Source organism: Actinomycetospora soli, assembly GCF_021026295.1.
GTDB classification, from domain to species: Bacteria; Actinomycetota; Actinomycetes; order Mycobacteriales; family Pseudonocardiaceae; genus Actinomycetospora; species Actinomycetospora soli.
Genome location: NZ_JAJNDA010000010.1, coordinates 135,245 through 162,114, shown reverse-complemented (window position 1 = coordinate 162,114; position 26,870 = coordinate 135,245). Strand labels below are relative to the sequence as shown.

The following is a 26,870-nucleotide window of genomic DNA, read 5'->3' as shown; positions in this document are numbered from 1 at the left end:
GACGTTCATGAAGACCAAGGCTGCTGTCGTCTACGAGACCGGCAAGCCGATCGAGATCGTCGAGCTCGACCTCGCGGGCCCGGAGGAGGGCGAGGTCCTCATCCGGTACACCCACGCCGGGCTCTGCCACTCCGACGTGCACATCGCCCACGGCGACCTCGAGGCGCGGCTGCCGATGGTCCTGGGCCACGAGGGCGCGGGCATCATCGAGGAGGTCGGTGCGGGCGTCACGCGCGTGAAGCCGGGCGACCACGTCGTCTGCTCCTTCATCCCCAACTGCGGCGTCTGCCGCTGGTGCGCCACCGGCCAGCAGGCCATCTGCGACATGGGCGCGAACATCCTCTCCGGCGAGCTCCCCAGCGGCCGCTTCCCCTTCACCGGCCCCGGCCCGGAGAAGAACTACGGCGCGATGTGCATGATCGGCACGTTCAGCCAGTACGGCACGATCAGCCAGACCTCCGTGGTGAAGGTCGAGGACGAGCTGCCGCTGGAGAAGGCCGTGCTCGTCGGCTGCGGTGTCCCCACCGGCTGGGGCTCGGCGGTCTACGCGGCCGACGTGCAGCCCGGTGAGACGGTCATCGTCTCCGGCGTGGGCGGCATCGGCATCAACGCCGTGCAGGGCGCGCGCTTCGCGGGCGCGAAGAACCTCATCGCCGTCGACCCGCTGGAGAACAAGCGGGAGAAGGCCATGGAGCTCGGCGCGACGCACGCCGTCGGCTCCATCGAGGAGGCCGCCGACCTCGCCCGCCAGATGACCAACGGCAACGGCGCGGACAAGGCCGTCGTGACGGCGGGCCTGGTCACGCAGGAGATCGTCACCGGCGCGTTCGACGCGATCGGCAAGGGCGGCACCGTCGTCCTGACCGGCCTGAACAAGCTGACCGAGACGAACGTGCAGCTGCCGGGCTCGATCATGACCCTGTTCAAGAAGACGGTGAAGGGCACGCTCTTCGGCGACTGCAACCCGACCACGGACATCCCGAAGATCCTCGGCATGTACCAGAGCGGGGACATCAAGCTCGACGAGCTCATCACGAAGACGTACACGCTGGAGCAGGTCAACGAGGGCTACGACGCCCTGCTCAACGGCGACAACGTCCGCGGTGTCCTGATCCACGAGCACTGAGGGCCCCGAGCCCCAGGAACGGAGTACGAGCGCGTTGGCGGACACCGTCGCCACCGTCGGACGCGGCCGGGAGACCGAACTCCTCCAGGCCGCGCTCGACGGCGGTACCCATGTCGTCCTCGAGGGCCCGCCGGGCACCGGGAAGTCGACCCTGCTGCGCGGGGTCGCGCACTCCCGCAGCATCGGCTTCCACTTCGTCGAGGGGAACGCCGAGCTGACGCCGGCACGGCTGGTCGGGCACTTCGACCCGGCCCGCGTGCTGGCCGACGGCTACGTCGAGGAGATCTTCGTCGACGGGCCGTTGGTCTCGGCGCTGCGCGAGGGCGGGCTGCTCTACATCGAGGAGCTCAACCGCGTCCCCGAGGAGACCCTCAACGTCCTCATCACGGTGATGAGCGAGGGCGAGCTGCACGTCCCCCGGCTCGGGCGCATCGCCGCGGAACCCGGCTTCCGCATGGTCGCGGCGATGAACCCGTACGACGCGGTCGGCACCGCCCGGATCTCCGCGGCCCTGCACGACCGCACCTGCCGGATCGCCATGGGCTACCAGTCCGCGGCGGACGAGACGCAGATCGTGGCGGGCCGGGCCCCGGTGACCCCCGACGGCTGGCGCGAGAAGGCCGTCGACCTGGTCCGCCGCACGCGGGACCACAAGGACCTGCGCACCGGCTCGTCGGTCCGCGGCGCCATCGACCTCGCGCGGGTCACGGTGTCGCTGGCCGCGGCCCGGGACCGGGCGGTCGACGACTGGCGGGTCGGGCTCGACGCCGCCACCGTCGCCCTGTCCGGGCGGATCAAGGTCATCGAGTCGGCCCGGCGGACGCCCGAGGAGGTCATCCGCGAGCTGTACGAGTCGGTCTTCGGGCGGGAGCCGTCCGAGTCCGACCCCGACTCCTCCGGGGACGATGATGCGTCGGGGGGAGCCAGAGCCCGCCCGGCGCGGGCAGCGGGGTAGACAAGCCGTCCCGGCAGAAGGCGGCGCCGAAGACGTCGCGCTCGGACCTCGCGCGGCGGCACGAGGACTTCGAGTCGGTCTCCCCGCAGGTCGGGGAGATCGACCAGGAGGCCTTCGACGCGCTGATGGGCGAGGACCCGGGCGCGGCGATGGAACTCGTCGTCGACATGACGAAGGCGACCGACGAGTCGCTGCGGGAGAAGGCGCGCCGGCTGGCGGGCACGATCCTGCTCGAACGCTCGAAGGTCGGGCCGTCGCGGGCCCGGGGCTCCTCGAAGCTCCGGCTCCGCCCGGCCGACCGGGGCGGCGACATCGACGTGGACGCGTCGATGGAGGCACTGGTCGAGGCGCGGGCGGCGGACATGCCGGCCCACCTCGAGGACCTCTACGCGATCGACTGGGCGCAGCCCGGCATCGCGGTGTGCCTGCTCGTCGACACCTCCGGGTCGATGACGGGCGGCCGGCTCGCGGCCGCGGCGCTCACCGCGGCCGCGTGCTCGTGGCGGGCGCCCGAGGAGTTCGCCGTCGTGTCCTTCGAGCGGCAGGCCACGGTGCAGCGCGGGCTGCACCAGCCGACGCCGCCGGAGACGCTCGTCGACCAGCTCCTGGCGCTGCGCGGCCACGGGGTGACCGGACTGTCGGCCGCCATGCGGTCGGCGGCCGACCAGCTCGTGGCGGCCCGCTCCTCGCGGCGGGTCACCGTGCTGCTGTCGGACTGCCGGGCGACCGACGACCAGGACCCGGTGCCCCTCGCCGCGTCCCTGGACGAGCTGCTCATCCTCGCGCCGGCCGACGACGCGTCGGACGCGATGGCGTTGGCCGAGGCGGTCGGGGCGCGGGTGGAGACGATGGCCGACCCGTCCGAGGCCCCGGCGGCCCTGGCGCGGCTGCTCGACGCCTGAACCGGCTCATGATCACGTCTGCGGGACCTGGGTGGCTGTTCTGAAGATCGACAACAGCCATCGTCGTCCCGCCGACGTGATCATGGAAGTCGTGGGAACCGTTCGGACGTCCCCACACTCCAAGCTCGTGTGGAGACCGTTCTCGATGCCTCGACCGCTGCACCCTTCCGCGGCTCCGTCGCGCGCCGCGCGGGGCTGATCAGCTGGGCCCGGCTGCGCGGCCCCAGCTTCGTGCCGGTGTACCCCGACACGTACGTCGGGGCGTCGGTGACGATCACGCTCGCCGTGCGCCGGGCCGCCCTCCAGGCGTGGCTCGGCCCGGAGGCGGTCGTCGGGGGCTCCCTCGCCGCCGACGCGCACCGGGTGCCGATCGTCGACGAGCTCGTCGAGGTCCACCTGCCGCGCGGGCAGCGACCCCGTCGTTCGGACGTCGTCGTCCACCGGGGGCTGCTGCTCCCCTTCGAGGCCCAGGAGGTGGGCGGGGTCCGCGTCACCACGCCGGAGCGCACCGCGTTCGACCTCGCCCGTCGGCTCGACACGATCGACGGGATCGCGATGGCGGACGTCCTCGCGGAGCGCCATCCCGTCGACCGTCACCGGCTCCTCGACCTGGCCCGGCGCCATCCCAACCTGCGCGGCGTCGAGCGGGTGCGGGAGGTCGCCGACGGGATGGAACTGGGTGTGCAGTCCATCCCGGAGTCGCGCACGCGGACACAGCTGCTCCGGCGCGGCGTGCCCAGGCCGGAGGTGCAGTGGCGGGTGCTGAAAGGGACGCCCCGCGGCTCGTACGTCGTCGTCGCCCGGCCGGACCTGTCCTGGCCGGAGTACAAGGTGGCGCTCCAGTACGACGGACCCGATCACCTCGAACGGGCGCGGCGGATGAAGGACATCGACCAGGACGACACCCTGCGGGCCCTCGGGTGGGTCGTCATCCGCGTGATGTCGTCCCAGCTCGCCGATCCCGACGCGCTCGCGGAGCGTGTGCTGCGTGAGCTCCGTGCGCGTGGCTGGCGTCCATGATCACGTCCACGGAACGCCAGTGGCTGATCTCGATCTCGAGAACAGCCACAGAGGCCCCGCCGACGTGATCATGAGCCGGGTCAGGCCGGCTCGGCGCCCATCTCGGCCAGGAAGTCGGCCATCGACGCCACGGAGCGGAAGCGCTCGATGTCGAAGTCGTCCAGCGGGAGCTGGACGCCGAAGTTCTCCTCGAGCGCCACGATCAGGGTGACGAGCGCGAGCGAGTCGATGAGCCCCGCCTCGAGCAGGTCCTCCTCGGCGGAGGGGACGTCGATCCCGGCGCGGTCGCTGACGACGTCGGCCACCTGGGTCCGGAGCGTCTCGAGGGTGTCCGTGGTCATCACGCGCCTTCCGTGGGCCGGAAGCGCTCGCGCAGCACCGGCCGGTCGATCTTCCCGTTCACGTTCTTGGGCAGCTCGTCGAGCACCAGCCACTTCGCGGGCACCATGTAGCGCGGCACCAGCGCGGCCACGGCCCGGCGCATGTCGTTCACCGCCAGCTCGGCACCGGCGGCCACCGAGTACGCGCAGCAGATCGTCGTGCCCTCGAAGCCGCCGAGGTCGACGCCGACCACCGCGCACTCCTTGACCCCGGCCACCGTGTTCACGGCGGTCTCGATCTCGCCCAGCTCGATCCGGTACCCGCGCGACTTGATCTGCGAATCGGTCCGTCCGAGGAAGTGCACGACACCCTCGGCGTCGACCCGCGCGAGGTCGCCCGTCCGGTAGATGCGCTCGCCGTCGGGACCGGTGACGAACGCGGCGTCGGTCTTCTCCTGGTCGCGCCAGTAGCCCGGCGAGAGCCCGACCCCGCCGATGTACAGCTCGCCGATCTCCCCCACCGGGGCCGGCCTGCCGTCCTCCAGCACGACCAGCGACTCGCCCGCGCACGGCACGCCGATCGGCACCGGCACCGACTCGTCCTCCGGCACCGCGGGGACGTCGTAGTAGGACGAGGCGATCGTGGCCTCGGTCGGCCCGTACAGGTTGGTGAAGCGCACCCGCGGCAGCCGGCGCATCCAGTGCGCGAGGATCGGCGTGGGCAGCACCTCGCCGCACCACAGCAGCCGCTCCAGCGCCGGGAAGTCGTCCTGCGCCACCGCGTCGAACCGCGCCAGGTAGGTCAGCACCGAGGGCACCGAGAACCACTGCGTCAGCTCGCGGTCACGGATGAACGCCGCCGTCCTCCGCGCGTCCAGGCCCAGCGACGCCGGCACCAGGTGCAGCTCCGCGCCCGCCGCGAGCGTGGCGTAGATGTCGAACGTCGACAGGTCGAAGTGCAGCGGCGGGTGCCCGGAGATGCGGTCCCCGGGCTTCGTCCCGAAGTGCCCCAGCGCCCAGTCGACGAAGGCCGACACCATGTCGTGCGTGATCATCACGCCCTTCGGGATCCCGGTGGATCCCGAGGTGAACAGCAGGTGCGCGAGCTCGTCCCGCCCGACGGCAGCGGGTGCGGTCGGCTCGAGCGCCTCCACGTCGGACCGGGCGAAGGCGCTCGTGAAGCGCTCACCGGCGAGCGGGGCCTCCAGCGACCCGACCGTCAGGTCCGAGAGGCCCTCCTCGACGAGGCCGTCGACGAGCTTCGTCGCGGTCGCGTCCGCCAGCAGCACCGTCGGCTCCGCGGAACGGATGATGCGCGCGACGCGCGTGGCGGGCGAGGCCGAGTCGACCGGCACGTACACCGCACCGGCCCGGAGCGTCCCGATCAGCGACGCGATCGTCCACGGCGTCTTCGCCGCGAGGACGCCCACGCGGTCCCCGGGCCGCACGCCGCGGTCGACGAGGGCGCGTGCGATGCGGTGCGTGATCGCGTCGAGCTCGGCGTAGGTCAGGCGCTCGACGCCGTCCGGGCCGATCAGCGCGGTCGAGCCGGGCGAGCGCTCCGCCGAGATGGTGAGGAGGTCCTCGAGCCGGGTCATCGGGCGACGACCCCCGCCCGCCGGAACACCTCGCCGATGTGGTCGAGCTCCTCGGCCGACGGCGGGATGTCGAGCACGAACACGCGCGTGCCCTGGCCCGCGTAGTGGGCGATCGCCGCGGCGACCCGGTCGTACGAGCCGACCAGGTACGGGCAGAACGTCTGGTAGTTCTGGAACGGCCCCAGCCAGAACGGGTCGGGCTCGCCCGACCCGTCGTCCACGACCTCCTGGCTGCGAGCGGCCGCCGAGAGCTGGGCGTGCCACGACGAGTCGCTCGCCCGCATCGCCATGGAGTGCGCGATCTGACCCTTGCGGTCGGTGGGGAACCGCTCCTCGGCGACCTTCCACGCGTCGGCGGTGTCCTCGCGCGCGACGATCCCGACCCGGACACCCCCGCCCGCGGGGGCCTCCCCGGTCTCGCGGCCGAGCGGCTCGGGGTAGCGGATCGGCACGGCGCCGAGGGTCTCGGCGGCCGCGCGGCCGGCCGGCGACGACCCGGAGATCAGCACCTCCGGCATCAGCTCCGCGGGCAGCGCGGGCGCGAGCCGCAGGTTGTGCACCTGGTGCCAGCGGCCCTCGTGGGTCACCGTCTCGCCCCGGAGCAGGGCCATGAGGATCTGCGTGTACTCCGTGGTGCGGGCGTAGCGGTCGTCGTGCTCGGTCGGGTCGCCGAGCGCGAGCAGGTCGTTGCGGAAGCCGCCCGCCAGCATGTTGAGGTGCACCGACCGGCCGTGCAGGTAGGCCAGCGAGCTCACCATCGAGGCCGCGGTGAACGGGTGCATGTAGACCGGCTGCACCGCCACCAGGGGCGCGAGCCGCTCGGTGGCCGCGACGGCGTGCTGCGCGACGAGCCACGGGTCGGCGATGCCGTTGTCGGTGTAGACCAGCATCCCGGTGCAGCCCGCGGCCTCGCTCCAGCGCGCCACGTCGGCCACGGCCTGCGCGTACTCCCCCGCCCGCACGTCCTTCGACTGCGGGCAGGTGGAGTAGATCTGCACACCGGAGGTCACGACGTCGTCCCCTCCACCACGAACCCCTCGATGTAGAGGCGGTCCAGGGCGATCCGGGCGAACGTGTCGACCGCCGTCGCGGGGTCCATGATCAGCGGCTGGCCCTTGACGTTGAACGACGTGTTCACCACGCAGCCGGTGCCCGTGCGGTCCCGGACCTTCTCCAGCAGCGACGCGAAGGTGGCGTTGAGGCCCGGCGTCACGGTCTGGATCCGCGCCGAGTCGTCCTCGTGGACGATGCCCGACAGCGCCGCCCTGGCCTCCGGCCGCACGTGCGCGGTGCAGAGCATGTAGTGGTCCGGGTCGAAGCCGCGGGTGACGAAGAGCCGGTCCCGGTCCTCGACGTGGACCGCCGGCGCGAACGGCCGGAACGCCTCGCGGAACTTCACCGCCGAGTTGATCCGGTCCTTGATCCGGTCGCCGTCGGGCCGGGCGACGATCGAGCGGTTGCCCAGCGCCCGCGGCCCGAACTCCATCCGGCCGTGGAACACGGCGACGATCCGGTCGGCGGCGATGTCGTCGGCCGCGGCGTCGAGGTACTCGTCGGTCATCCCGACCTCGCGCCACTGCAGGTCGGGCCGGGCCTCGAGGACCGCCCGGACGTCGTCGGCGGAGTACCGCGCGCCCAGGTACGGGTCGAACGGCACCTGGACGGGCTTCAGGTCTCCGTGTTCCCCGGCCACCGCGTAGGCGGCACCGAGCGCGGTCCCGTCGTCGCCGGAGGCCGGCTGGACGAACAGGCGCTGCAGGCCGGGCAGGTCGGCGATCGACTGGTTGGACTTGCAGTTGAGGAACGTCCCGCCCGCGAGCGCCAGGTTCGTCTCGCCGGTGCGCTCGAGCCAGTGGCCGACCAGGTCGACCAGCAGGTCGGTCAGGCACTCCTGCATCGACGCGGCGAAGTCGGCCTCGTCGCGCTGGATCGAGCCGTCGGGGACGGCGGGGGTGAAGGTCTGCTCCTCCAGCAGCGCCCGCGCGTTCGGATAGCCGTGCTCGGCGTCGGACAACGCCCCGCTCGGCCAGTCGATCACCACCGAGCCCTTGTCATGATCGAATCGCGTCAGCTTCTGGAAGACCTCGCGATAACGCGACGGGTCGCCGTAGGGCGCGAGCCCCATGACCTTGTACTCGTCGTTGTTGAACTGGAAACCGAGAAAGCGGGTCCCGATCGAATACAGAATCCCGAGCGACGAGGCGATCGGCTGGGTGTGCAGCTTCTCCAGCTCCGTGCCCCGGAATCGGAAGATCGACAACGAGTCGACCTCGCCCATTCCGTCCGAGACGACCGCGAGACCCCGGTCGAACCCGCTGGGCACGATCGCGGACAGGGCGTGGGCCCGGTGGTGCTCGACCGGCGTCAGCTTCGCCGCGAGCTGCGGCCACCCCGCCCCGGTGAGCGCGTCCCGCACGGTCTGCGAGCTCAGGACCTCGTCGAAGTACTGCTTGGCGAGCACGAACGCCCGGCGGTGGCGGTCGTAGTCGAAGCCGTGGGCGACCACGTCGACGTCGTCGGCGGTGACCCCGGCCTCGGCCAGACACCATGCGATGGCCTGGCGCGGCAGCGCACCGGTGCCCTTGTCACCGTCGAAGCGCTCCTCGGAGGCGGCCGCGACGAGTCGGCCGTCGACGATGATCGCCGCCGCGCTGTCGAGCCCCTGGGTGATCCGCGCGTCGAGCGGGTCGATGTCCGGCGTGGTCTCGCGCAGTCTCCGCTGCGAATTCGGGAGACCGCTGAGTCCGAGAACGATCATCGACGAGCTCCTCCACGGCTGTGTGCGGATGTTCGCCCACTATGACGTGCGAGGAGACTTCCGGTTCATCGGGGGGTCGGGGATGTCCGATAACCGACGACCGACCCCACGCGACATTCACACCGTCGCGGCCGGTTGCTCCATCCCGGGGAACGCGCGACCCAGCACCGTCACGAACGCGTGCTGATAGGCGTCGACCATGGCGGAGTCGGTGTAGAGCGCGAGCGCCCGCTCGCGTCCGGCCCGGCCGAGCCGGGCGAGCTCGGCCCGGTCGTCGAGCACCCCGGCCAGCGCCTGCGCCCACGCCTCGACGGTGACCGGCTCGACGACGACCCCGGCCGCCCCGTGGTCGAGCATCTCGGGCACCGACCCGCTGGCCGACGCCATGACGGGCATGCCGCGTGTCATGGCCTCGACCATCACGAGCGGGAACGCCTCGAAGCCGCTGGGCACGCACAGCACGTCGGTCTCGGCGAACGCGTGGTCCGGCCCGGGCGACACCCCGCGCCAACGCACCCGGTCGGCGAGGTGGGCGGGGGTCTCCGCCTCCATCTCGACGCGGTCCGGCCCGTCGCCGAAGACGTCCAGCGTCCAGTCGTCGCGGCCGAGGGAGTCGAGCGCCCGGATCAGCAGCGTCGTGTTCTTGTAGGTCTTGAGGCGGGTCAGCATGCAGAACCGCACGGGGCCCGTCGCCGGGACCTCGCCGAGCGGCGTGCCGGGGGTGAGGCCGTTCGGGGCGACCATGACCCGCTCGGTGAGGCGCTGGTGGCGCGACAGGTCCTCGTGGTGCTGCCGCGAGAGGACGAGCAGCCCGTCGGCGGTGCGCAGGGCGCGGGCCTGGGCCTCGGAGTAGGTCGGGCGGTCGAGCTCGGCGGGGTCGTGCGCGGCGGGGATCCAGAAGCGCTTCTGCCCGGTCAGCCGGCCGAGCGCCCGCCACGCCGTCGCGAACCCGATCTCGGTCCGCGTGCAGCCCCCGACGACGATCGCCTCCTCGGTGGCGGCCACGTCCACCACCGGCTGCCACCACGGCTGCATGAGCATGCGGACGCGCGGGTCGAGCTCGCTGATGTACTGCCCGAGGTGCTGCAGGCACACCAGCGTGACGGGGTGGCCGCGCTCGACGAGCTCGTTGGCGAGCACCACGCGCTGGCGCTCGGCGCCGCCCGGGCGGAGCCCGTTGGTGATCACCACGACGGCGGGTCGTCCCCCGGCCTGCGCCGCGAGGGCGTCGAGCCGCGCGCGCCGCGGGCCGCGCTTGGAGCGCTGGACGCGGTCGAGCAGCGTCGAGCCGGCGGCGTAGAGCGAGCCGCGGCCGGCGTTGTGCTCGAGCCCGAGCACCATGACCTGCGCCGAGCGCAGGAGGTCCGACCCGCGCATCGAGGCGAGCGGGTCGTCGGCGACCGTCCCGCCCGAGGAGTGCCGCACCTGCGGCCCGGCGACGGGGTCGTCGACCAGGCGCAGCTCCCAGCCGTGCCGCCGGGCGTTCGGCTGCCAGGTGGCGTCCTCGCCGTAGACGAAGAACTGCTCGTCGAACTCGCCGAGCACGTCCCAGGCGTCGCGGGCGATGAACAGCGCGCAGCCGGTCAGATAGCCGTCGACGCGCTGCGGCGCGCTCGCGTAGAGGTCGCTCGCCCGGTGGCCCCGGAGGCGCTTCGCGTAGCCGGCGGAGTTGAGCAGGTTGCGCACCACCCCCTGCTCGCGGTGGGCGACGTCCCAGGGCAGGTCGCGGCCCTCGGGGTCGAGCACGGTCGGCGAGACGACGGCGACGCCGGACTCGGCCAGCGCCTCCCGCGCCCGGGTGCACGGACCCAGCAGCTCGGCGTCGGGGTTGAGCTGCAGGACGTCGCAGTCGGGCACCTGCGCCATGAGCTGGTTCATGGCGGCGATGTAGCCGAGGTTGAACTCGGAGAACGTCCACGTGACGTCGGGACGGGTGGCCGCCAGCTCCCGGACGGCGGGCGAGCCGGAGGAGCCGTTGTCCCAGACGTGCACGCGCGCCTCGGGCAGCCACTTGTCGACGCTCGCGAGGGCGCGGTCCAGGAGATCCGCACGCCGGTAGGAGACGATGCAGACCGCCAGATCCCGTGACACGGTCGTCGATCGTGTCACGGGCGCCGGGGCGCGCTACTGGCGGGCGGCGTGGGAGACGAGCCACTCGCCGTCGAGGTGGCTGCAGAGCGAGGTCGTCGAGCTGAGCAGGCCGAGGACGTTCGCCTCGGCGTGCACCAGGGCGCGCGCGTTCTTGCGGACCAGCACGCCGGGCCGGCCGATGAGTCCCGCCGTCGCCGGCTCGAGGCGCCCCTGCACGGCCACGGCGCCCTCGCCGGCCGCGTGCGCCACGAGGTGGTCGAGCACCGGGTCGGGGTCGGTACCGGTGACCCCGACCTGCAGCACCTCGGCCACCCCCTCGGGCGGCAGCAGGTAGAGGAACCAGCCCAGCACCCGGCCCTGCGGCCCGCGGACGAGGCGGGCCGACAACGCGCCGCGCCCGAGTCGGCGGAGCTCGGCGAAGACCCACGCCAGGTACGCCGGGTCGTAGTCCGGCCGCAGCCGCAGCCGGCGGCCCGCCGTCGCGACCTGCTCGGCGAGGGTCTCGGGGGTCAGCTCCTCGGTCGACCCCGCGGGCCGCGGCGGGGGCGGCACCAGTCGGCCGCCGACGGCGTCGACCGGGCGGGAGAGCAGACGGGCGGCGCGGCCGAGCCGGGCCGACCGGCGCTCGACGAGCGACCCCGCGGTCGCGGCGGGTGAGAGGACCCGGAACCACGCGACCGACTGCCCGACGAGCTCCTGGCCCCCGAGCCCGAGCCAGAGGCCGCGGGAGTCGTCGTTGGCCCGGTCGGCCACGGTGAACTCCTGCGGCCCGCCGAGGAGCTTGCGGTTGAGCAGGGCGCCGACGCCCTTGGTGCGCCAGTCGGGGTGCGCGACGAGGTTGCTGCTGACGGCCATCCGCACCTTGCGGCCGTCGAGGACCATCCGCCGGGTGCTCGCGGCGATGAACCCGACGATCCCGCCGTCGGGCCCCTCGTGCACCAGCGAGGGGATCTCCGGGTCGGCCCACGGGTCGTCGACGAGGATCCGTCGGAAGTAGGGCGCGACGTCCTCGGCCGAGGCGCCGCCCATGACCTGGGCGAACAGGGTGCTGACCTGGGGGAGGTCGCTGGGCTGCAGCGCGCGGATACCGGCCATCCCCGGACTCTACGAACGCACACGACGGCGGGCGGGGCCGGGCCCCACCCGCCGTCGGGAACGGCGTACCGGTCAGGCCTTCGCGCTGTCCGGGGTGTCCTCGGTGATCGCCTTGCCCGCGTACTCCGGGCCCGCCTGCTGACGGGTGGCCGGGTCGGAGCCGGAGGCACCGTGGATGGCGCGCCACACCGTCTCCGGGGTGAGCGGCATGTCGATGTGCCGGATCCCCAGGTGCGACACGGCGTCGATCACCGCGTTGTGCACGGCCGGCGTCGAGCCGATCGTGCCGGACTCACCGATGCCCTTGGCCCCGATGGGGTTCAGCGGCGTGGTGGTCTCGGTGTTCGACGCCTCGAACGGCGGCAGGTCGGCCGCGGTCGGGATCGTGTACGAGGCGAGGTTGCCCGAGGTCGGGTTGCCGTCCTCGTCGTAGGTCACCCGCTCGAACAGGGCCTGCGAGATGCCCTGCGCGATCCCGCCGTGCTGCTGCCCCTCGACGAGCATCGGGTTCAGGATGATCCCGCAGTCGTCGACCGCGACGTGGCGGCGCTGCTTGACGAAGCCGGTGTCGAGGTCGACCTCCACCACGGCGATGTGCGACCCGAACGGGAACGTCGAGTCGCCGGCCTTGAAGTCGAGCTCCTGACGCAGGTCGTGGCCCTTGCCGTCCTCGAACCCGGAGCCGTCCTCGGCGGCCTGCGCGACCTGGGCCCAGGAGATGACCTTGTCGCCGATGCCGCGCACGCCGAACCCGTCGTCGGAGTGCTCGATGTCCTCGACGGCCGCCTCGAGCAGGTGCGCCGCGATCTCGCGCGCCTCGGCGACCAGCTCCTGCGAGGCGTTGTGGATCGCCGTGCCGCCGGTCTGCAGCGAGCGCGAGCCGAGCGTGCCGGCGCCGCTGCGGACGAGCGCGGTGTCGGACTGGACGAGGCGGATCTTCTCCATCGGCACGCCGAGCACCGAGGACGCGAGCTGGCAGAACGCCGTCTCGTGACCCTGGCCGTGCGCCGAGGTGCCGGCCATGACGGTGAAGGTGCCGTCCGGGTGGGCCTGCGCCGAGCCGTACTCGCCGTCGAGGCCGAGCGGGGCGGTGACCTCGACGTAGGAGCCGACGCCGATGCCCAGCGCCACGCGGTCGCCCGACTCGCGACGCCGCTTCTGCTCGGCGAGCAGGGCGTCGTAGCCGGCCGCCTCCTTCACCGCGTCGAGCGCCTTCTCGTGCTCGGCGGTGTCGTAGTTGGCGCCGGTGAGGGTGGTCAGCGGGTACTGCTCGGGCTGCAGGTAGTTCTTGCGGCGCAGCTCCAGCGGGTCCATGCCGATCTCGTCGGCGGCCATGTCGATGATGCGCTCGAGCAGCTGCGTGGCCTCGGGCCGCCCGGCGCCGCGGTAGGCGCCCACCGTGGTGGTGTTGGTGGCGACGGCCTTCCACGTGAAGTCGATGGCCGGCAGGTTGTAGACGCCCTGCGCGAGCAGCTGGGTGAGGCTCGGGAGGACCGTGCCGAGCGCGGGGTAGGCGCCCGCGTCGCCGACGGCGGTGGCACGCAGGCCGACGAAGGTCCCGTCGTTCTTGACGCCGAGCTCGACCCACTGGACCTGGGCGCGCCCGTGGACCATCGAGAGCATGTTCTCGGAGCGGGTCTCGTTCCAGCGGATCGTGCGCCCGAGCTTCTGCGCCGCCCGCGCGATGATCGTGTACTCCGAGTAGGCGTGGGCCTTGGGCCCGAACCCGCCACCGACGCGCGGGGCGATGACGTGGACGTCGTCGCCGTCGATGCCGAGGTCGCCGGCCATCGCGTCGCGGAGGCCGTGCGGGGTCTGGGTGGAGGCCCAGAAGGTGAGCTTGCCGTTCTCGCCGGGCTCGACGACGACGGCGTTGGGCTCCATCGGGACGCCCGCGAGCTTCTGGTTGATGAACTTGCCCTGCACGACGACGTCGGCGTCGTCGAAGATGCCCTCGACCTCGCCGGTGCCGGCGCCCGCGACCATGTTCGACTCGGTGCCCTCGAAGAGCAGCGGGGCGTCGTCCGCCATCGCCGCCTCGATGTCGGTGACGGCGGGCAGCGGGTCGATGTCGGGGAAGACGGTCTCGGCCGCGTCGATCGCCTCGCTCGCGGTCTCCGCGATCACGATGGCGATCATGTCGCCGACGTGGCGGACCTTGCCCTTGGCCAGCTGCGGGCGGTTCATCGTCTCGGGGACGACACCCGGCAGACCGGGACGGTCGTTCAGCTCCAGGTCGGCCGCGGTGTAGACCGCGACGACGCCCGGCATGCCCTTCGCCTCCTCGACGTCGATGTCGCCGAGCGTGCCGTGCGCGATCGGCGACCGGACGAAGAATGCGTGCAGAGCCCCCTCGACGGGCATGTTCCCGGTGTAGATCCCGGCCCCGGTGATCAGCTCCCGGTCCTCGGTGCGCTTGACCGGGTGGCCCAGGATCGAGCCGCCGGAATGGGTCGTGACGGACACACGTGCTCCCTACGTCGTGATCAAGGGTCCTCGCCTTGGACACTAGACGAATACTGTGACCCCGCGCACTGGACGTTTCCGCATGACGGGACCGCCCTCACGTGCGGGATCGCGCCGCGTCATCCGCCCGCGTCTGCGGGTCGGACGAGCAGCGGGACGAGCCGCTCCGCGCTGGTCGTGGACCCGTGCTGGCCGGGCAGCCGGGCGAGCACCGGCTCGTCGACGCTGCGCACCACCGCGGCGGTGCCGCGCATCGCGACGACGAGGTCGGGCACCCGGGCACGGTTGTCCGCGGTGACCGGCCCGAACCAGCGCACGTCCTCGAGCACCTCCTCCTTCCCGACGACGAGCGCGTCCTCGCCGAGGGTGGTGCTCCAGGCCGCGCGGACGTCGTCGGCGCTGCCGGGGCGGCAGTAGAGCAGCCGGGCGCGGGGGTCGCCGCCCACGAGCGGCTCGTGCGCCCGCAGCGCGGGATCGGTGTCGGCGTCGTACCGGCGGTCGACGGCGACCATCCCGTGGTCTCCGGTGATCGCGAGGAGGGTGCCCGACGGGAGGTCCGCGGCGAGCATCCCGACGAAGTGGTCGATCATCCGCAGCTGGGCGCGCCAGGCGGGCGATCCGGGCCCGTGCAGGTGGCCGAGCTGGTCGAGGTCGGCGTGGTAGGCGTAGACCAGCCCGCGCGGCGCCCGGAGGATCTCGGCGGCGAGGTCGCCGAACGAGCCGACGCCCCGGTAGGTCGCGCCCCGCAGGCCGGAGCGGGTGAGGCCGGACTCGCGGTAGGCGCGGTCGGAGACGACGGTGCAGGCGACGTCGGTGCGCTCGAAGACGGTCGGGTGGGACTGCACCCGCTCCGGGACGAGGCGCTCGCGGAGGTCCTGCGTGCCCTGCGTCCAGGTGAGGGCGTCGAGGAGGACGTCGTCCACCCGGTAGCGCACGCCGAGGGTGCCGTGCGCGCCCGGCGGCAGCCCGGTCCCGAGGCTCGTGACGCTGATCGGGGTGCTGCTCGGGAACCCGACCTGCAGTGGCCCGGCGTCGGGCAGTCCGGCCAGGAACGGCGCGTCCGCGGCGTGGGCGTCGAGCAGGTCCCGGCCGAGCCCGTCGACCAGCAGGAGCACGGCGTGCCGCGCCGGGGGCAGCACGAGGTCGCCCGGGAGGTCGTCGGGAGCCAGGGGGCTGCCGAGCGCACGCAGCATCGCCGGGAGCACCGCGTCGAGTCCGGCCACGCGGCCGATCCTGGCGGCGCGGGCGGACCGACGCACCTCCGGCGGGCCCGGGTGACGGTCCGCCCCGGCGTCAGGCGGCCGTGGCCGCCGCCGGTGCGGTCCGCTCGTGCGAGAGCCGGTGCGCCGTGACCAGCAGCAGCGCGAACGCCACGACCGCCAGCACGACGTAGACCACGAGCCCGCCGACGGAGTCCCAGATCGTGTGCAGGACGACGGCGACCAGGTAGGTGCCGACGAACCACCAGAAGCCGTGCCCGAGTCGCGCCCAGCGCCAGAGCGCGGCGGCGGTCAGGCCGGTCCAGGCCATGTGGGCCGCGGGGCTCAGCAGGCCGCGCAGCAGCAGCTCGGAGTCGACGGCGGCGATGTTGCCGCGGCTCGCGACGAGCGTGGTGAGCGCGTACCCCATCGTCTCCAGCGCCGCGAATCCCGCGCCGGAGGCGACGCCCAGCACGAGCCCGTTCGCCGGCCCGTGGCGGAAGCGCGGGAGGGCGAGCATGAGCGCCGGGATGACGAGCTTGGCCGCCTCCTCGATGACGGCGACCACGAGCATCGGCAGCCCGCCGAGGCGTTGGAGCGCGTCGTACTCGAGCGTCCCGGCGACGACCGTGCCGATGACACCGCCGAGCAGCGCGGCGATCGCCAGCGGTCCGGTGCCGACGTCGGTGGGCAGGCGGCGCGAGGCCACGAAGGTCAGGAACGACGCCGGCACCACCGCCGCGCCGATGAGGATCAGCGACGGGAGGAAGTTGGGGTTCAGGGTGTCGACCACGGTGCGCCGCACCAGCTCGAACAGGACGATCCCGACGACGAGGACGACGATCCACATCCACCGCGCGACGCGGGCGGGGGGCTGCACGGCGGTCACCGGCACAGTGTGGCGTCACGGCCCCGTCGGTCCAAGCCCCGAGGTGTGGCCCCACCAGCGGGAACGGCCCGTTCCCGACGTCGGGTGCGGTCGCCCGCACCCCGGACAGGGGACCGCCCGGGACGCGGCGACGACGTCCCGGGCGGTCGGGGAGGGTGGCTCTACCGATCCCTACAGCGACAGCAGCCGGTCGAAGAACTCCCGGTAGCGGCGCAGCGCCTGGCGCAGCTCCTCGGTGCCCGGCTCGGCGTTGCCGCTCCACTCCGCCTCGAGCTCGGAGCGCTGGTCGCGGAAGACCCGGCTCACCTCGTCGAGCACCTCGCCCACGAGCTGGTCGGCCTCGGTGACCGACTGGCGCGGCTCGTCGACGAAGCCCGCCTGCACCTCCTGCCAGCGGGTGCGCAGGCGCTCCGAGGCGGTGGGGTCGAGGACGGAGACGGAGTCCTGCCCCGCGTCGTGGTCGTGCTGCCCGGCGTGGTCCCCGTGCTGTCGGGTGTAGCGCCCCGGGCCGTCGTCGTCGCGCCGCGCGTCGGCGTGGTCGTCGTGGCCGGCGCCCGCCCGGTCGTCCCGGCGGTCGTCGTGCCGGTCGTCCCGACGGTCGGCCAGGTCGTCCCGGCGGTCGGCCAGGTCCCGACGGTCGGCGAGGTCGTCCCGGCGGCCCTCGAGGTCCTCACTGCTGGTGTCGGCGTGCGTGCTCACCGTCGGCTCCTGTCGTCGTCGCGGGCCTGGTCGTGGTCGGCGTGGGGGCGGTCGTCGGCGCGGTGGCCGTTCTCGCGGTGGCGGCCCGAGCGGTCGTCGTCGTGGGCGCGGTCGTCCCGGCGGTCCCGGTCGCGGTCGTCGTGCCGGTCGCGGTCGTCGCGGCGGTCGTCGTGCCGGCCGCGGTCGCGGTCGTCGCCGCGGTCCCCGTGCTCGCCGCGGTCGCCGCTGTCGTCGAGCAGCGCCTCGACGAGGCTGCGGTAGGAGGTGACGGCGCCGCGCAGGTCCTCGGTGTCGGCGCTGCCGTCGCGCTGGGCGTCCCGGACGCGGCGGGCCTCGCGGTAGTTCTCGACGACGCGGGGGTGCTCGACGGAGATGTCGTTGGCGCGCTGGTCGAAGTCGTCGACCGGGTAGCCGCGCTCGCGCATGATCGTCGTGACGAGCGAGTCGGCCTTCTCGACCGCTCCGCCCGGGTCGTCGACGAACTCGCCCTGGATGCGCTTCCAGTCGCCGCGGAAGCGCTCGCGGGTCTGCGGGTCGACCGGCTTGAGGTCGAGCTGCTGGTGGCGCTTGCGGCGCTCGGCCAGCTCCTTCTCGGCCTCGCCCCGGCTGCCCGAGCCCTCGACGACGCGGTCGTACTCCGGGCCGAACTCCTCCTGCAGCTGCTGCGAGCGCCGCTTCCGGGCGATCGCGAGGCCCCCGCCGATCAGGGCCGCGAGGACGACGACCACCACGATGACGACGATGACAGTGGTCATGACAGGCCCTCCGGTGGGCGGTTGTTCATGACCCAGAGCGTCGTCGCGCACACGGTCGGTATCAATCGGCCGTCAAGCGGCCGGTGGGGTGCGTCACACGGCCGTCAGCCGAATGCCACAAACCTCGACACGCCGTCCGAACCCGGACGGTCACCCGATCGTGGCGGACGGGCCACCGACCACCGGGCCCTCACCCACCGTGCCGCACCGACCCGTCGTCGGGAAGGCCCCTCCCCCACGTGGCAGGAACGCGTCGTCGGCTCTCCCACCACGTGGCAGGAACGCGTCGTCGCTGTCGTCGGGTGGCAGCAACGACGCTTTCCTGTCACCCGGCGGCGAGCAGCGCCTCGACCTCGGCGAGCCAGTCCGCGCGGTGGGCGGACTCGTCGTGGATGACGTGACCGGCGCCGGGGATGCGTCGGAGCGAGACGTCGGGGTGGGTGCGGGCGAGCGCCGCGACGGCGTCGGCCGGGAGGACCGACCCGGTGCCCTCGCCGGCGGCCAGGACGCGGACGGGCACGGTGACCGGGGAGTCCAGGTCGAGCGTGCCGAGCGAGGAGCCGTCGGCGACGGCGCCGAGCGCCGCGGGGTCGACGTCGAGCAGGCCGCGGGCGCGCGCGTCGAGCACCTCGGGGCCCTGCACCTCCGACGCGGGCCGCCCGCCGAGCACCGGCATGGCGCCGAGCGCCGCCGCCACCGTGGCCGCGTCGACGTCCGCGTCCTGCCACCGCGTGACCTGCCGCTGCAGCACCTGGAAGATCGGGGCGACGGTCCCGACGTCGGCGGGCCGCAGCGGCGGGTCCTCGAGCAGCGCGGCGCGGACGAGGTCGGGACGGCGCTGCGCGAGCGTCCACGCCACCGCCCCGCCGAGGGAGTTCCCGACGACGAGCGCGGGACCCGTCCGCTCGAGCAGGGCCTCGACGTCGGCGACGTACCCGTCGAGGTCGTAGCCGCCGGGTACGCGCGGCGACCCGCCGTGCCCGCGCAGGTCCACGAGCACGACGTGCGCCCGGTCGGCGAGCGCGTCGGCGGCGAAGGTGAACGTCCGCAGGCTGTTGCCGACCCCGTGCAGGAACACCAGGGGCGGCGCGTCCTCCGCGCCCGCGGTGACGACGTTCAGCTCGACCATGATCGCCAGTCTTCCCCGGGACGGCAGGAAAGCGTCGTTGCTGCCACTGGCCGACGGCATCGACGCTTTCCTGCCACAGGACAGGGGGGTCAGCCCAGCTCGGCCCGCAGGATCGACGCGGCGCCCGCCATCGCCGCCATCTTCCCGTCGGCCACGTCGCGGGGCAGGTACTTCATCCCGCAGTCGGTGGCGATGACGATCTGCTCGGGCGGCAGGTGGTCGAACGCCCGGCGCACCCGGCCGGCCACGGTCTCCGCGGTCTCCACCACCGGGTCGGACAGGTCGATCACGCCCAGGATGATCGTCTTGTCGGTGAGGTCGCGGAGCACCCCGAGGTCCAGACCGGACTGCGCGGTCTCGATCGAGATCTGGTCGACCGGACAGCCCGCGAGCTCGGGCAGGAACGAGTAGCCCTCCGGCCGCTCGTGGATGATCGCCGCGTACCCGAAGCACAGGTGCACCGCGGTCGTCCCGGTCACGCCCTCGAGCGCGGCGTTCAGCGCGGCCAGCCCGTACTGCCGCGCCGGCTCCGGACGGGCCTGCATGTACGGCTCGTCGATCTGGACGACGTCGGCGCCCGCGTCGAACAGGTCCTTCACCTCGGCGTTCACCGCCGCCGCGTAGGCCATCGCCGCGGCCTCGGCGTCGGGATAGAAGTCGTTCTGCGCCTGCTGGGACATCGTGAACGGCCCCGGCACCGTGATCTTGATGGTGCGGTCCGTGTTGGCCCGTAGGAACTCCACGTCCCGGCGCTCGATCGGATGCGTGCGGCGGATCTCGCCGGCGATCCGCGGCACCGGGTTCGGGTGCCCGGAGCGGTCGAGCGCGCTGCCCGGGTTGTCGATGTCGACCCCGTCCAGCGCGGTCGCCATGTGGTTGGAGTAGCTCTCGCGGCGCATCTCGCCGTCGGTGATGACGTCGAGCCCGGCGCGCTCCTGGGCGCGGATCGCGAGCAGGGTCGCGTCGTCCTGGGCCTGCTCGAGGTACTGCTCCTCGACGCGCCACAGCTCCTTGGCCCGGACCCGCGGCGGGAAGCGGCCCGCGAGCTTGGCCCGGTCGATCAGCCAGTCCGGCTGCGCGTACGAGCCGACCAGCGACGTGGGCAGCAGGGTCACGAGGACACCGCCTGCAGCACGAAGTCGTACTCCGCCTCGAGCCACGGGACGTCGCTGGACCCGCCGTCGGGCGTGCGGCCCGGGCCGCGCTCGACGAAGCGCACGATGAGCTCCTCCTTGACGCCGTAGACGACGTCGGTGCCGAGGTACTCGGCGCCCTCCTGGAACAGGTGCGTGATCAGGGGCTCGTAGCCCGGCACCGCCATCCAGAAGTGCACGTGCGCGGGGCGCATCCAGCTGATGTCCGTCGCGTGGATGAGTTCGCCGACCGGCCCGTCCATGGGGATGGCATAGCCCTTGGGCGCGATCGTGCGCAGGCAGTACGACCCGTCGTCGCGCGAGCGGTACTTCGCCCGCAGCCGGGCCTCGTCGACGTCGAGCTGGGACTCGTAGGCGCCCTCGGCGTCGGCCTGCCAGACGTCCATCTCCGCGTCGGCGATCGGCGTGCCGTCGAGCGAGCGGACGACGCCGTGGACGTAGAGCGGGGTGCCCTCGACGCCGTCGGACATGTCGCCGCCGAAGCCGAGCGACGGCGACTCGTCGATGAAGAACGGCCCGAGCACCGTCGCCGGCGTCGCGCCCTCCTGCAGCCGGTTGTTCTGCTGCACGACGAGCATCGACAGGCCGAGCACGTCCGAGGCGAGGATGAACTCCTCGCGCTTGTCGTCGCTGATCTGGCCGGTGCGGGTGAGCCACCGGATCGCGGCCATCCACTCGGCCTCGGTCAGCTGCGTCTCGCGGGCGAAGGCGTGCAGGTGGCGGACGAGCGCGGTGAGGAGCTCGGCGGTCCGCGGGTCGTGGGCCGTGGCCCACCGCTCGACGGCGACGTCGGTGATCGTCTCTTCCGTGACGGTCCGCGGCGTGGTGGAGGACGTCATCGCTGCTCCTCGGGGATGGACGGCGGCTGGTAGGGATCAGGGTCCACCGGCTTGTTGTGCAGGTCGACCGACAGGAAGATGTCATTCGCGACGGGGTGGCGCAGTTCCTCGGCGAGCTGTCCGATCAACCCCGCCGTGCGGGCCAGCAGCGCGAAGCCGCGCAGCAGCTCCAGCGGCAGCCCCAGGTCGGCGAGGACCGCGCCGCAGACGCCGGCGCCGTTGAGCGGCAGCTGCTTGCCCAATACCTGCGGGTGCACCCGCCCGATCGCGGCGAACAACGCCAGGTGCGGGCCGGTCACGCCCTCCTCCGCGGCGAGCGCCATCAACTTCGGCGTCCGCGGGTCGCCCTGCTTGTGCACGTGGTGGCCGAGGCCGGGGACGAACTTCCTCTGCGCCCGCTGCTCGGTGACCACCCGCAGCGCGAGCTCGTCCCACCCGGCGTCGTCGGTCGGCAGCGGCGCCGTCAGCTGCTCGTGCAGGAACCGGCCGCAGTCCTCGGTGACCCCGAGGAACCTGCTTCCCCCGGCCAGCAGGCCGGACGCCAGAGCGCCCTGCACCGAGTCCGGCGCGGACAGGTAGGTCAGCCGCGCGACGATCGCCGTGGGCGTGTAGCCGTGGTCGGCCAGCGCCGCGAGCACGGCCTCGAAGACCCTGGTCTCCCCCGGCGACGGGCGCCGCTGCGTGGCCAGCCAGAACGCCAGCTCCCCGAACCCGACCTGGCCCATGACGTCGTCGACGAGGTCGTGGCCGAGCAGCGTGATCCGGTCCGGCGACGACGCGCCCAGTGCGGTCTCGTACCGGTGCTCAGCCATCGGTCTGCAGCCACTTCCTCAGCTCGGCCCCGTGCTCGTCGAGCTCGGGAGGGGGCAGCTCGTAGACCGCCGGGGTCGCCGAGAACCGGATCGGGTGCCGCGTCGTCGGGACCGCGCGGTCGCCCTCGCCGACCTCGACCACCGGGTCGAGCCCGAACCGCTCCGCCATCGCGAACCCGCCGTCGATCGACTGGATCGGCCCGCACGGCACACCCGCGGCGACCAGCAGGTCGAACCACTCGACCGCGCTCTTCTGCTTCAGCCGCTCGACCAGGACCGGGCGCAGCTCCTCGCGGTTCTCCGTGCGGTCGGCGTTGCGGGCGTAGCGCTCGTCGTCGGCCACCTCGGGGATGCCGAGCGCCTCGCAGAGCTTGCGGAACTGCCCGTCGTTCGCGGCGGCGATGATGATGTCGTCGTCGGCCGTGGCGAGCGGCTCGTAGGGGAAGACGCTCGGGTGCGCGTTGCCCATCCGGTGCGGGACGACCCCGCCCGCGACCCACGCGCTGGAGTGGTTCACCAGGCCGGTCAGCGCGGAGGAGAGCAGGTTGAGCTCGACGTGCTGGCCCTGCCCGGTGGCGTCGCGGTGGCGCAGCGCGGCGAGGATGCCGATCACCGCGTGGTTGCCGGCCATCACGTCGAACACGGAGATCCCGGCGCGGAAGGGCTCGCCGTCGGGATCGCCGGTGAGGTCCATCAGCCCCGAGATCGCCTGCACCATGAGGTCGTAGCCCGGTACGTGCGCGCCCTTGCCGGAGCCGAACCCGGAGATCGACGCGTAGACGACGCCGGGGTTCCCGGCCTGCACGGAATCGAAGTCCAGGCCGTACTTGGCCATCCCGCCCGGCCGCAGGTTCTCGATCACCACGTCCGCGCGGCGGGCGAGCTCCTGCGCGACGGCGACGTCCCCGGGGTCGCGCAGATCCAGCGCGATGCTCCGCTTCCCGCGGTTGATCCCCAGGTAGTACGTCGAGGTCTCACCCCGCGTCGGCGGCATCCACGTCCGCGTGTCGTCACCCTTCGGGCCCTCGACCTTCACCACCTCGGCGCCCATGTCCGCGAGCAGCATCGTCGCGTAGGGCCCGGCCAGGATCCGGGAGAAATCGGCCACCAGCACCCCGGCGAGCGGGCCAGCCATACGGGAGTCTCCTCTGTCCGTCTGTCGGACTGTCGTCCGCTGCTGATCCTGAGCCTTCCCGACGACGGGCGTCAAGGCGTGGCGGGGTCCGGGTCGACTCCCGCGTAGGCGTGCGCGAACCAGCGCGCGAGCAGCGGGTCGTCGCGCAACCGGCGCACCCACCCGTCGCGCAGGGCGTGCACGAACCCGGCCGCCCCGGTGCCGGCGAGCGCGTCGCTGGAGAAGGCGGACAGCACGCGGAGGAACCAGTCGGAGAACCCCTGGGTCTCGGCGATGACCGGCAGGCGGGTGGCCGAGTAGGCGTCCCGACGCCGCGGATCGCCGTGATGGGCCTCGATCAACCCGTGGGCGAGCTCCACGGCGTCGGCGACCGCGAGGTTCATCCCCTTCCCGCCCGCCGGGGTGATGAGGTGGGCGGCGTCGCCGACGAGGACCGTGGCCCCCGCCTGCATCGGCGTGGTGATGCGGGTGCGGAGGTCCAGGTCGTCGACGGTGATCTCCACGCCGTCGAGCGCGCCGGGCTCCCCGAGGCGTTCCGCGAGGTCACGGCACAGTTCGTCGGGGTCGAGATCGGCACCGCTGACGGCGGCCGGCACCTCGAGGTAGAAGCGCGTCTCCTCCGGGCCGCGCCGCAGGTGGGCGGCGTACCCGCGGGGGTGGATGGCATAGATCGTGTGGCCGACCAACGGAGCCGTGCGGGCGGACACGACGAGCCAGCGCGAGGCGAGCGGGCGGTCGAGCACCTCGACCCGGTCGCCGAGGGCCCGGGCGATCACGCTGCCCGCACCGTCCGCCCCGACGAGGTTCGCCGGGGTGTACGTCGTGCCGCCGGCGGTGACGCTCGGCCGGTCGGGGTCGACATCGCTGACCGGGCACTCGAAGCGCAGCGGTGCGCCCTCGTCGAGCAGGGCGGTGGTGAGCTCGGCGACGAGCCGGTGCTGCGGGAAGACGTAGTGCGGGCGGTCCCCGGTGAGGTCGGCGTAGTCGAACAGGTGCCGCGTGGTGGGCGTGCGGAACTCGACGCGGCGGTTCTCGACCTCGAAGTGCAGCGGGAACCCCTCGTGCCGCAGCAGCTCGACGGTGCGGTACTCGACGATCCCCGCCTTCGGCTGGGTGCCGACCTCCTCGCGCGCCTGCCGGTCGACGAGCACGTACGGCACGTCCGCGCGCTGCAGCATCCAGGCCAGGACCAGCCCGGCCGGCCCGGCGCCGACGATCACCACCTCGGGGTCGGTCATGATCCGATCCTGCGCCTGCCGTCCGTCGGGCGCGCCCCGACTTCCGGTGCGCGGGAACCGGTCGGGGGCGCGACGTCAGCGGTGGCACACGGCTGACACCCGGCGTCAGCAGCGCGCCACGGCGGCCGACGATGTCCCGCTGCTCCCACGGGACGCGTGCAGGACGCCATCGTCGATCGGAGCCCTCGGACCCGGCCCCGACGACGCGGTTCTCCTGCCACTGGATGACAGCAACGACGCTTTCCTGCCACGGGGCCCCGGGCTCAGGACGCCGGCAGCGTCACGTGCGGCAACGACTCCCGGCGCGCGAAGTCGGCGCTGATCTCGCCGGCCGTGGCGAGCAGCAACGGCAGGTGGTGCTCCACCAGGCGCTCGACCGACGTCTCCGCCGCGTGGCAGTTGACGTTGACCCCGGCGATCACGCGCCCCGACCCGTCGCGCAGCGGCGCGGCGACCGACCGGATCCCGAGCGTGAGCTGCTCGTCCGTCAGCGCCCACCCCCGCGCCCGGACCTCGCGCAGCGCGGCGTCCCGCTCCTCGCGCGTGGGCTGCCACCGCGGCGTGAGCCCGGACCGGGTCGGTTCGGCCAGGACCCGGTCCAGCTCCTCGGGCGGCAGCGCGGCGAGCTGCACCTTCCCCAGCGAGGTCGGCAGCGCCGGGAACCGGGTCCCGATGGTCACGGCCAGCGACACGATCTTCGGCACCGAGGCGCGCGCGACGTAGACGATGTCCGACCCGTCGAGCTGCGCGATCGAGCACGACTCGTGCGTCCGCGCCGACAGCGCCTCCAGGTGCGGGCGCGCCACGTCCCACAGCCCCATCGACCCGACGTAGGCCACCCCGAGGTCGAGCACCCGCGGCGTGAGCACGTACCCCCGCTCCCCCGCGCGGACGTACCCGAGCTCGGTCAGCGTGATCAGGATGCGGCGGGCCGTCGGCCGCGCGAGGCCGGTGGCGCCCGCGACCTCGGCCAGCGTCATCTCGGGGCGCAGCGGCGAGAACGCCGCGACCACGTCCAGCCCGCGCGCGAGCGCCTCGATGAAGTCGGGTCCGGTTCCCTCGCGCGGCACGCTGCGCACTGTACGTCCGCCAGGCGGACACGCGACCTCTTCCCGACGACGGGTCGGCGCCGGTTGACACCGCAACCATCGCTGAGCACAGTGACGTGCACCATCTGACCGATCTACGGACACGTGTCCGACCGTGAGGGAGCCAGCACGATGAGTGAGGCCCGCCGCCCCGTCGTCCTGCGTGGGGGCACCGTGCTGACCCTCGACGCCGCGCACACGGTGCTGACCGACGCCGACGTCCTGGTCGTCGACGACCGGATCGCCGCGGTCGGTGCGCAGCTCGACGTGCCCGAGGGCACCGAGGAGATCGACGCCCGCGGCGGCATCGTCATGCCGGGGATGATCGACACCCACCGGCACATGTGGCAGACGGCGATGCGCGGGTACGGCGCCGACTGGACGCTGACCCAGTACTTCGTCTGGTACTACCTCGAGCACGGGCGGGCGTTCCGGCCCGAGGACGTGTACGCGGGCAACCTCCTCGGGGCGATCGAGGCCGTCGACGCGGGCGTGACGACCACGGTCGACTGGTCCCACGGGCTGCAGACCGCCCAGCACGCCGACGCCGCCGTCGACGCGTTGCAGGCCGTGCCCGGCCGCTTCGTCCTCGCCTACGGCAACATCCAGGACGCCCCCGCGAACTGGACCGCCTCGGCGGAGTTCCGGGACTTCGTGGACCGGCGGATGAGCGGCGACCGCGACCTCCTCGGGTTCCAGCTCGCCTTCGACGTCACCGGCGACCCGGCGTTCCCGGAGAAGCCGGCGTTCGAGGCCGCGCGCGAGCTCGGCGTCCCGGTGACCACGCACGCAGGTGTCTGGGGCGCGACCAACGACGACGGCATCCGGCTCATGCACGACCACGGCTTCATGACCCCGGAGACCGTCTACGTCCACGCCGCGACGCTCTCGGCCGACTCCTACCACCGCATCGCCGCGACCGGCGGCTCCGTCTCGGTGTCGACCGAGAGCGAGCAGTCGGCGGGCCAGGGCTACCCGCCCACCTGGGCGCTGCGCTCCCACGACATCCCGGTGTCGCTGTCGATGGACACGACGGTCTGGTGGAGCGGCGACCTCTTCTCCGCCATGCGTACGACGCTCGGCGCCGACCGCTCGCGCGAGCACCTCGAGGCGCACGCGAAGGGCGAGACGGTGACGCACGCGTCGCTGCGGGCCGAGCAGGTCGTCGACTGGGCGACCCGCGGCGGCGCGGCCGCGCTCGGGCGCCCCGACCTGGGGAGCCTGGAGCCCGGGAAGAAGGCCGACGTCGTGCTGCTGCGCAACGAGCACTCGCCGGTGATGTTCCCGGTGCTGCACCCCTACGGGCACGTGGCGTTCCAGGCGCAGCGCGGCGACGTCGAGGCCGTGATCGTCGACGGGCGCGTGGTCAAGCGCGACCACCGCCTCGTCGGGATCGACCTCGCCGCCGCGCGCCGCACCGTGGAGTCGACCGTCGAGCACCTGCGCTCGACCCTCGGCGAGGAGGCCTGGACCGCCGGGATGAACCCGGAGATCCCGGAGACGAAGGTGCTCGACAACCCGTACACCTACACCGACTACCGGTCGGCCTCCACGCACGAGGTGCGCTGACGCACCCGTGAGTACTTCTGACGGCTATCGCCG

23 protein-coding genes are annotated in these 26,870 nt (G+C 73.1%); 5 read left to right on the top strand and 18 right to left on the bottom strand.

Annotation, left to right across the window (positions count from 1 at the left end; all coding sequences use genetic code 11):
- Positions 1 to 7 precede the first annotated feature (7 nt).
- From LN037_RS17875 to LN037_RS33735, 4 genes are all read left to right on the top strand, one after another.
- Complete coding sequence (locus LN037_RS17875) at positions 8 to 1,126, top strand: NDMA-dependent alcohol dehydrogenase (protein ID WP_179794687.1); 1,119 nt, start codon at positions 8 to 10, stop codon at positions 1,124 to 1,126.
- A 34-nt stretch (positions 1,127 to 1,160) separates the two neighbouring features.
- Positions 1,161 to 2,081 carry an AAA family ATPase gene (locus tag LN037_RS17870; protein ID WP_230755020.1) on the top strand — a complete coding sequence of 307 codons (921 nt, stop codon included), beginning with the start codon at positions 1,161 to 1,163 and terminating at the stop codon, positions 2,079 to 2,081.
- A gap of 125 nt (positions 2,082 to 2,206) precedes the next feature.
- Positions 2,207 to 2,983 carry a VWA domain-containing protein gene (locus LN037_RS17865; protein WP_230755013.1) on the top strand — a complete coding sequence of 259 codons (777 nt, stop codon included), beginning with the start codon at positions 2,207 to 2,209 and terminating at the stop codon, positions 2,981 to 2,983.
- Positions 2,984 to 3,112: 129 nt separating this feature from the next.
- Positions 3,113 to 4,003, top strand: a complete 891-nt coding sequence (locus LN037_RS33735) for a type IV toxin-antitoxin system AbiEi family antitoxin (protein WP_230755011.1) — start codon at positions 3,113 to 3,115, stop codon at positions 4,001 to 4,003.
- Between the two features lie 80 nt (positions 4,004 to 4,083).
- On the opposite strand, the gene LN037_RS17855 is transcribed toward LN037_RS33735, so the two are convergent.
- The 18 genes from LN037_RS17855 to LN037_RS17770 form a co-directional block, all read right to left on the bottom strand.
- Positions 4,084 to 4,344 (bottom strand): acyl carrier protein, encoded by a 261-nt coding sequence (locus tag LN037_RS17855; protein WP_230755009.1) that lies wholly within the window; start codon positions 4,342 to 4,344, stop codon positions 4,084 to 4,086.
- Entirely contained in the window at positions 4,344 to 5,921 is a 1,578-nt protein-coding gene (locus tag LN037_RS17850; protein WP_230755007.1) for an amino acid adenylation domain-containing protein, read from the bottom strand. The genes LN037_RS17855 and LN037_RS17850 overlap by 1 nt, the downstream gene beginning before the upstream one ends.
- Positions 5,918 to 6,931, bottom strand: coding sequence for an LLM class flavin-dependent oxidoreductase (locus tag LN037_RS17845; RefSeq protein ID WP_230755005.1), 1,014 nt, complete (start codon positions 6,929 to 6,931; stop codon positions 5,918 to 5,920). Before LN037_RS17845 ends, LN037_RS17850 begins: the two co-directional genes overlap by 4 nt.
- Positions 6,928 to 8,679 (bottom strand): carbamoyltransferase family protein, encoded by a 1,752-nt coding sequence (locus tag LN037_RS17840; RefSeq protein ID WP_230755003.1) that lies wholly within the window; start codon positions 8,677 to 8,679, stop codon positions 6,928 to 6,930. Before LN037_RS17840 ends, LN037_RS17845 begins: the two co-directional genes overlap by 4 nt.
- A gap of 117 nt (positions 8,680 to 8,796) precedes the next feature.
- A complete protein-coding gene (locus tag LN037_RS17835) occupies positions 8,797 to 10,770 on the bottom strand; it encodes a glycosyltransferase (protein ID WP_230755001.1) in 1,974 nt (657 codons plus the stop codon).
- A gap of 33 nt (positions 10,771 to 10,803) precedes the next feature.
- Positions 10,804 to 11,865: a GNAT family N-acetyltransferase gene (locus tag LN037_RS17830; RefSeq protein WP_230754999.1), complete on the bottom strand. Its 1,062-nt coding sequence runs from the start codon at positions 11,863 to 11,865 to the stop codon at positions 10,804 to 10,806.
- A gap of 72 nt (positions 11,866 to 11,937) precedes the next feature.
- On the bottom strand, positions 11,938 to 14,331 hold the full coding sequence (locus tag LN037_RS17825; protein WP_230754997.1) for a xanthine dehydrogenase family protein molybdopterin-binding subunit: 2,394 nt from the start codon (positions 14,329 to 14,331) through the stop codon (positions 11,938 to 11,940).
- Between the two features lie 119 nt (positions 14,332 to 14,450).
- Entirely contained in the window at positions 14,451 to 15,554 is a 1,104-nt protein-coding gene (locus tag LN037_RS17820) for an alkaline phosphatase family protein (RefSeq protein ID WP_230754995.1), read from the bottom strand.
- Positions 15,555 to 15,624: 70 nt separating this feature from the next.
- Positions 15,625 to 16,419, bottom strand: a complete 795-nt coding sequence (locus LN037_RS17815; protein ID WP_230754993.1) for a PrsW family intramembrane metalloprotease — start codon at positions 16,417 to 16,419, stop codon at positions 15,625 to 15,627.
- Positions 16,420 to 16,590: 171 nt separating this feature from the next.
- On the bottom strand, positions 16,591 to 17,118 hold the full coding sequence (locus LN037_RS17810; RefSeq protein ID WP_230754990.1) for a hypothetical protein: 528 nt from the start codon (positions 17,116 to 17,118) through the stop codon (positions 16,591 to 16,593).
- Positions 17,115 to 17,873, bottom strand: coding sequence for a hypothetical protein (locus LN037_RS17805; protein WP_230754988.1), 759 nt, complete (start codon positions 17,871 to 17,873; stop codon positions 17,115 to 17,117). The genes LN037_RS17810 and LN037_RS17805 overlap by 4 nt, the downstream gene beginning before the upstream one ends.
- A gap of 325 nt (positions 17,874 to 18,198) precedes the next feature.
- A complete protein-coding gene (locus LN037_RS17800; RefSeq protein WP_230754986.1) occupies positions 18,199 to 19,002 on the bottom strand; it encodes an alpha/beta fold hydrolase in 804 nt (267 codons plus the stop codon).
- Between the two features lie 89 nt (positions 19,003 to 19,091).
- Entirely contained in the window at positions 19,092 to 20,117 is a 1,026-nt protein-coding gene (locus LN037_RS17795) for a uroporphyrinogen decarboxylase family protein (protein ID WP_230754984.1), read from the bottom strand.
- Positions 20,114 to 20,995, bottom strand: coding sequence for a dioxygenase family protein (locus LN037_RS17790; protein WP_230754982.1), 882 nt, complete (start codon positions 20,993 to 20,995; stop codon positions 20,114 to 20,116). The genes LN037_RS17795 and LN037_RS17790 overlap by 4 nt, the downstream gene beginning before the upstream one ends.
- Complete coding sequence (locus LN037_RS17785) at positions 20,992 to 21,807, bottom strand: citryl-CoA lyase (protein WP_230754979.1); 816 nt, start codon at positions 21,805 to 21,807, stop codon at positions 20,992 to 20,994. The genes LN037_RS17790 and LN037_RS17785 overlap by 4 nt, the downstream gene beginning before the upstream one ends.
- Complete coding sequence (locus LN037_RS17780; protein ID WP_230754977.1) at positions 21,800 to 22,942, bottom strand: CaiB/BaiF CoA transferase family protein; 1,143 nt, start codon at positions 22,940 to 22,942, stop codon at positions 21,800 to 21,802. Before LN037_RS17780 ends, LN037_RS17785 begins: the two co-directional genes overlap by 8 nt.
- A gap of 71 nt (positions 22,943 to 23,013) precedes the next feature.
- Positions 23,014 to 24,180: an FAD-dependent monooxygenase gene (locus LN037_RS17775; protein ID WP_230754975.1), complete on the bottom strand. Its 1,167-nt coding sequence runs from the start codon at positions 24,178 to 24,180 to the stop codon at positions 23,014 to 23,016.
- Between the two features lie 263 nt (positions 24,181 to 24,443).
- The gene (locus LN037_RS17770; protein WP_230754973.1) at positions 24,444 to 25,250 is read right to left on the bottom strand and encodes an IclR family transcriptional regulator domain-containing protein; all 807 of its coding nucleotides are present in this window, start codon (positions 25,248 to 25,250) and stop codon (positions 24,444 to 24,446) included.
- Positions 25,251 to 25,400: 150 nt separating this feature from the next.
- Between LN037_RS17770 and LN037_RS17765 the strand changes: the two genes are divergently transcribed.
- Positions 25,401 to 26,837, top strand: coding sequence for an amidohydrolase family protein (locus LN037_RS17765; RefSeq protein ID WP_230754971.1), 1,437 nt, complete (start codon positions 25,401 to 25,403; stop codon positions 26,835 to 26,837).
- Positions 26,838 to 26,870 lie beyond the last annotated feature (33 nt).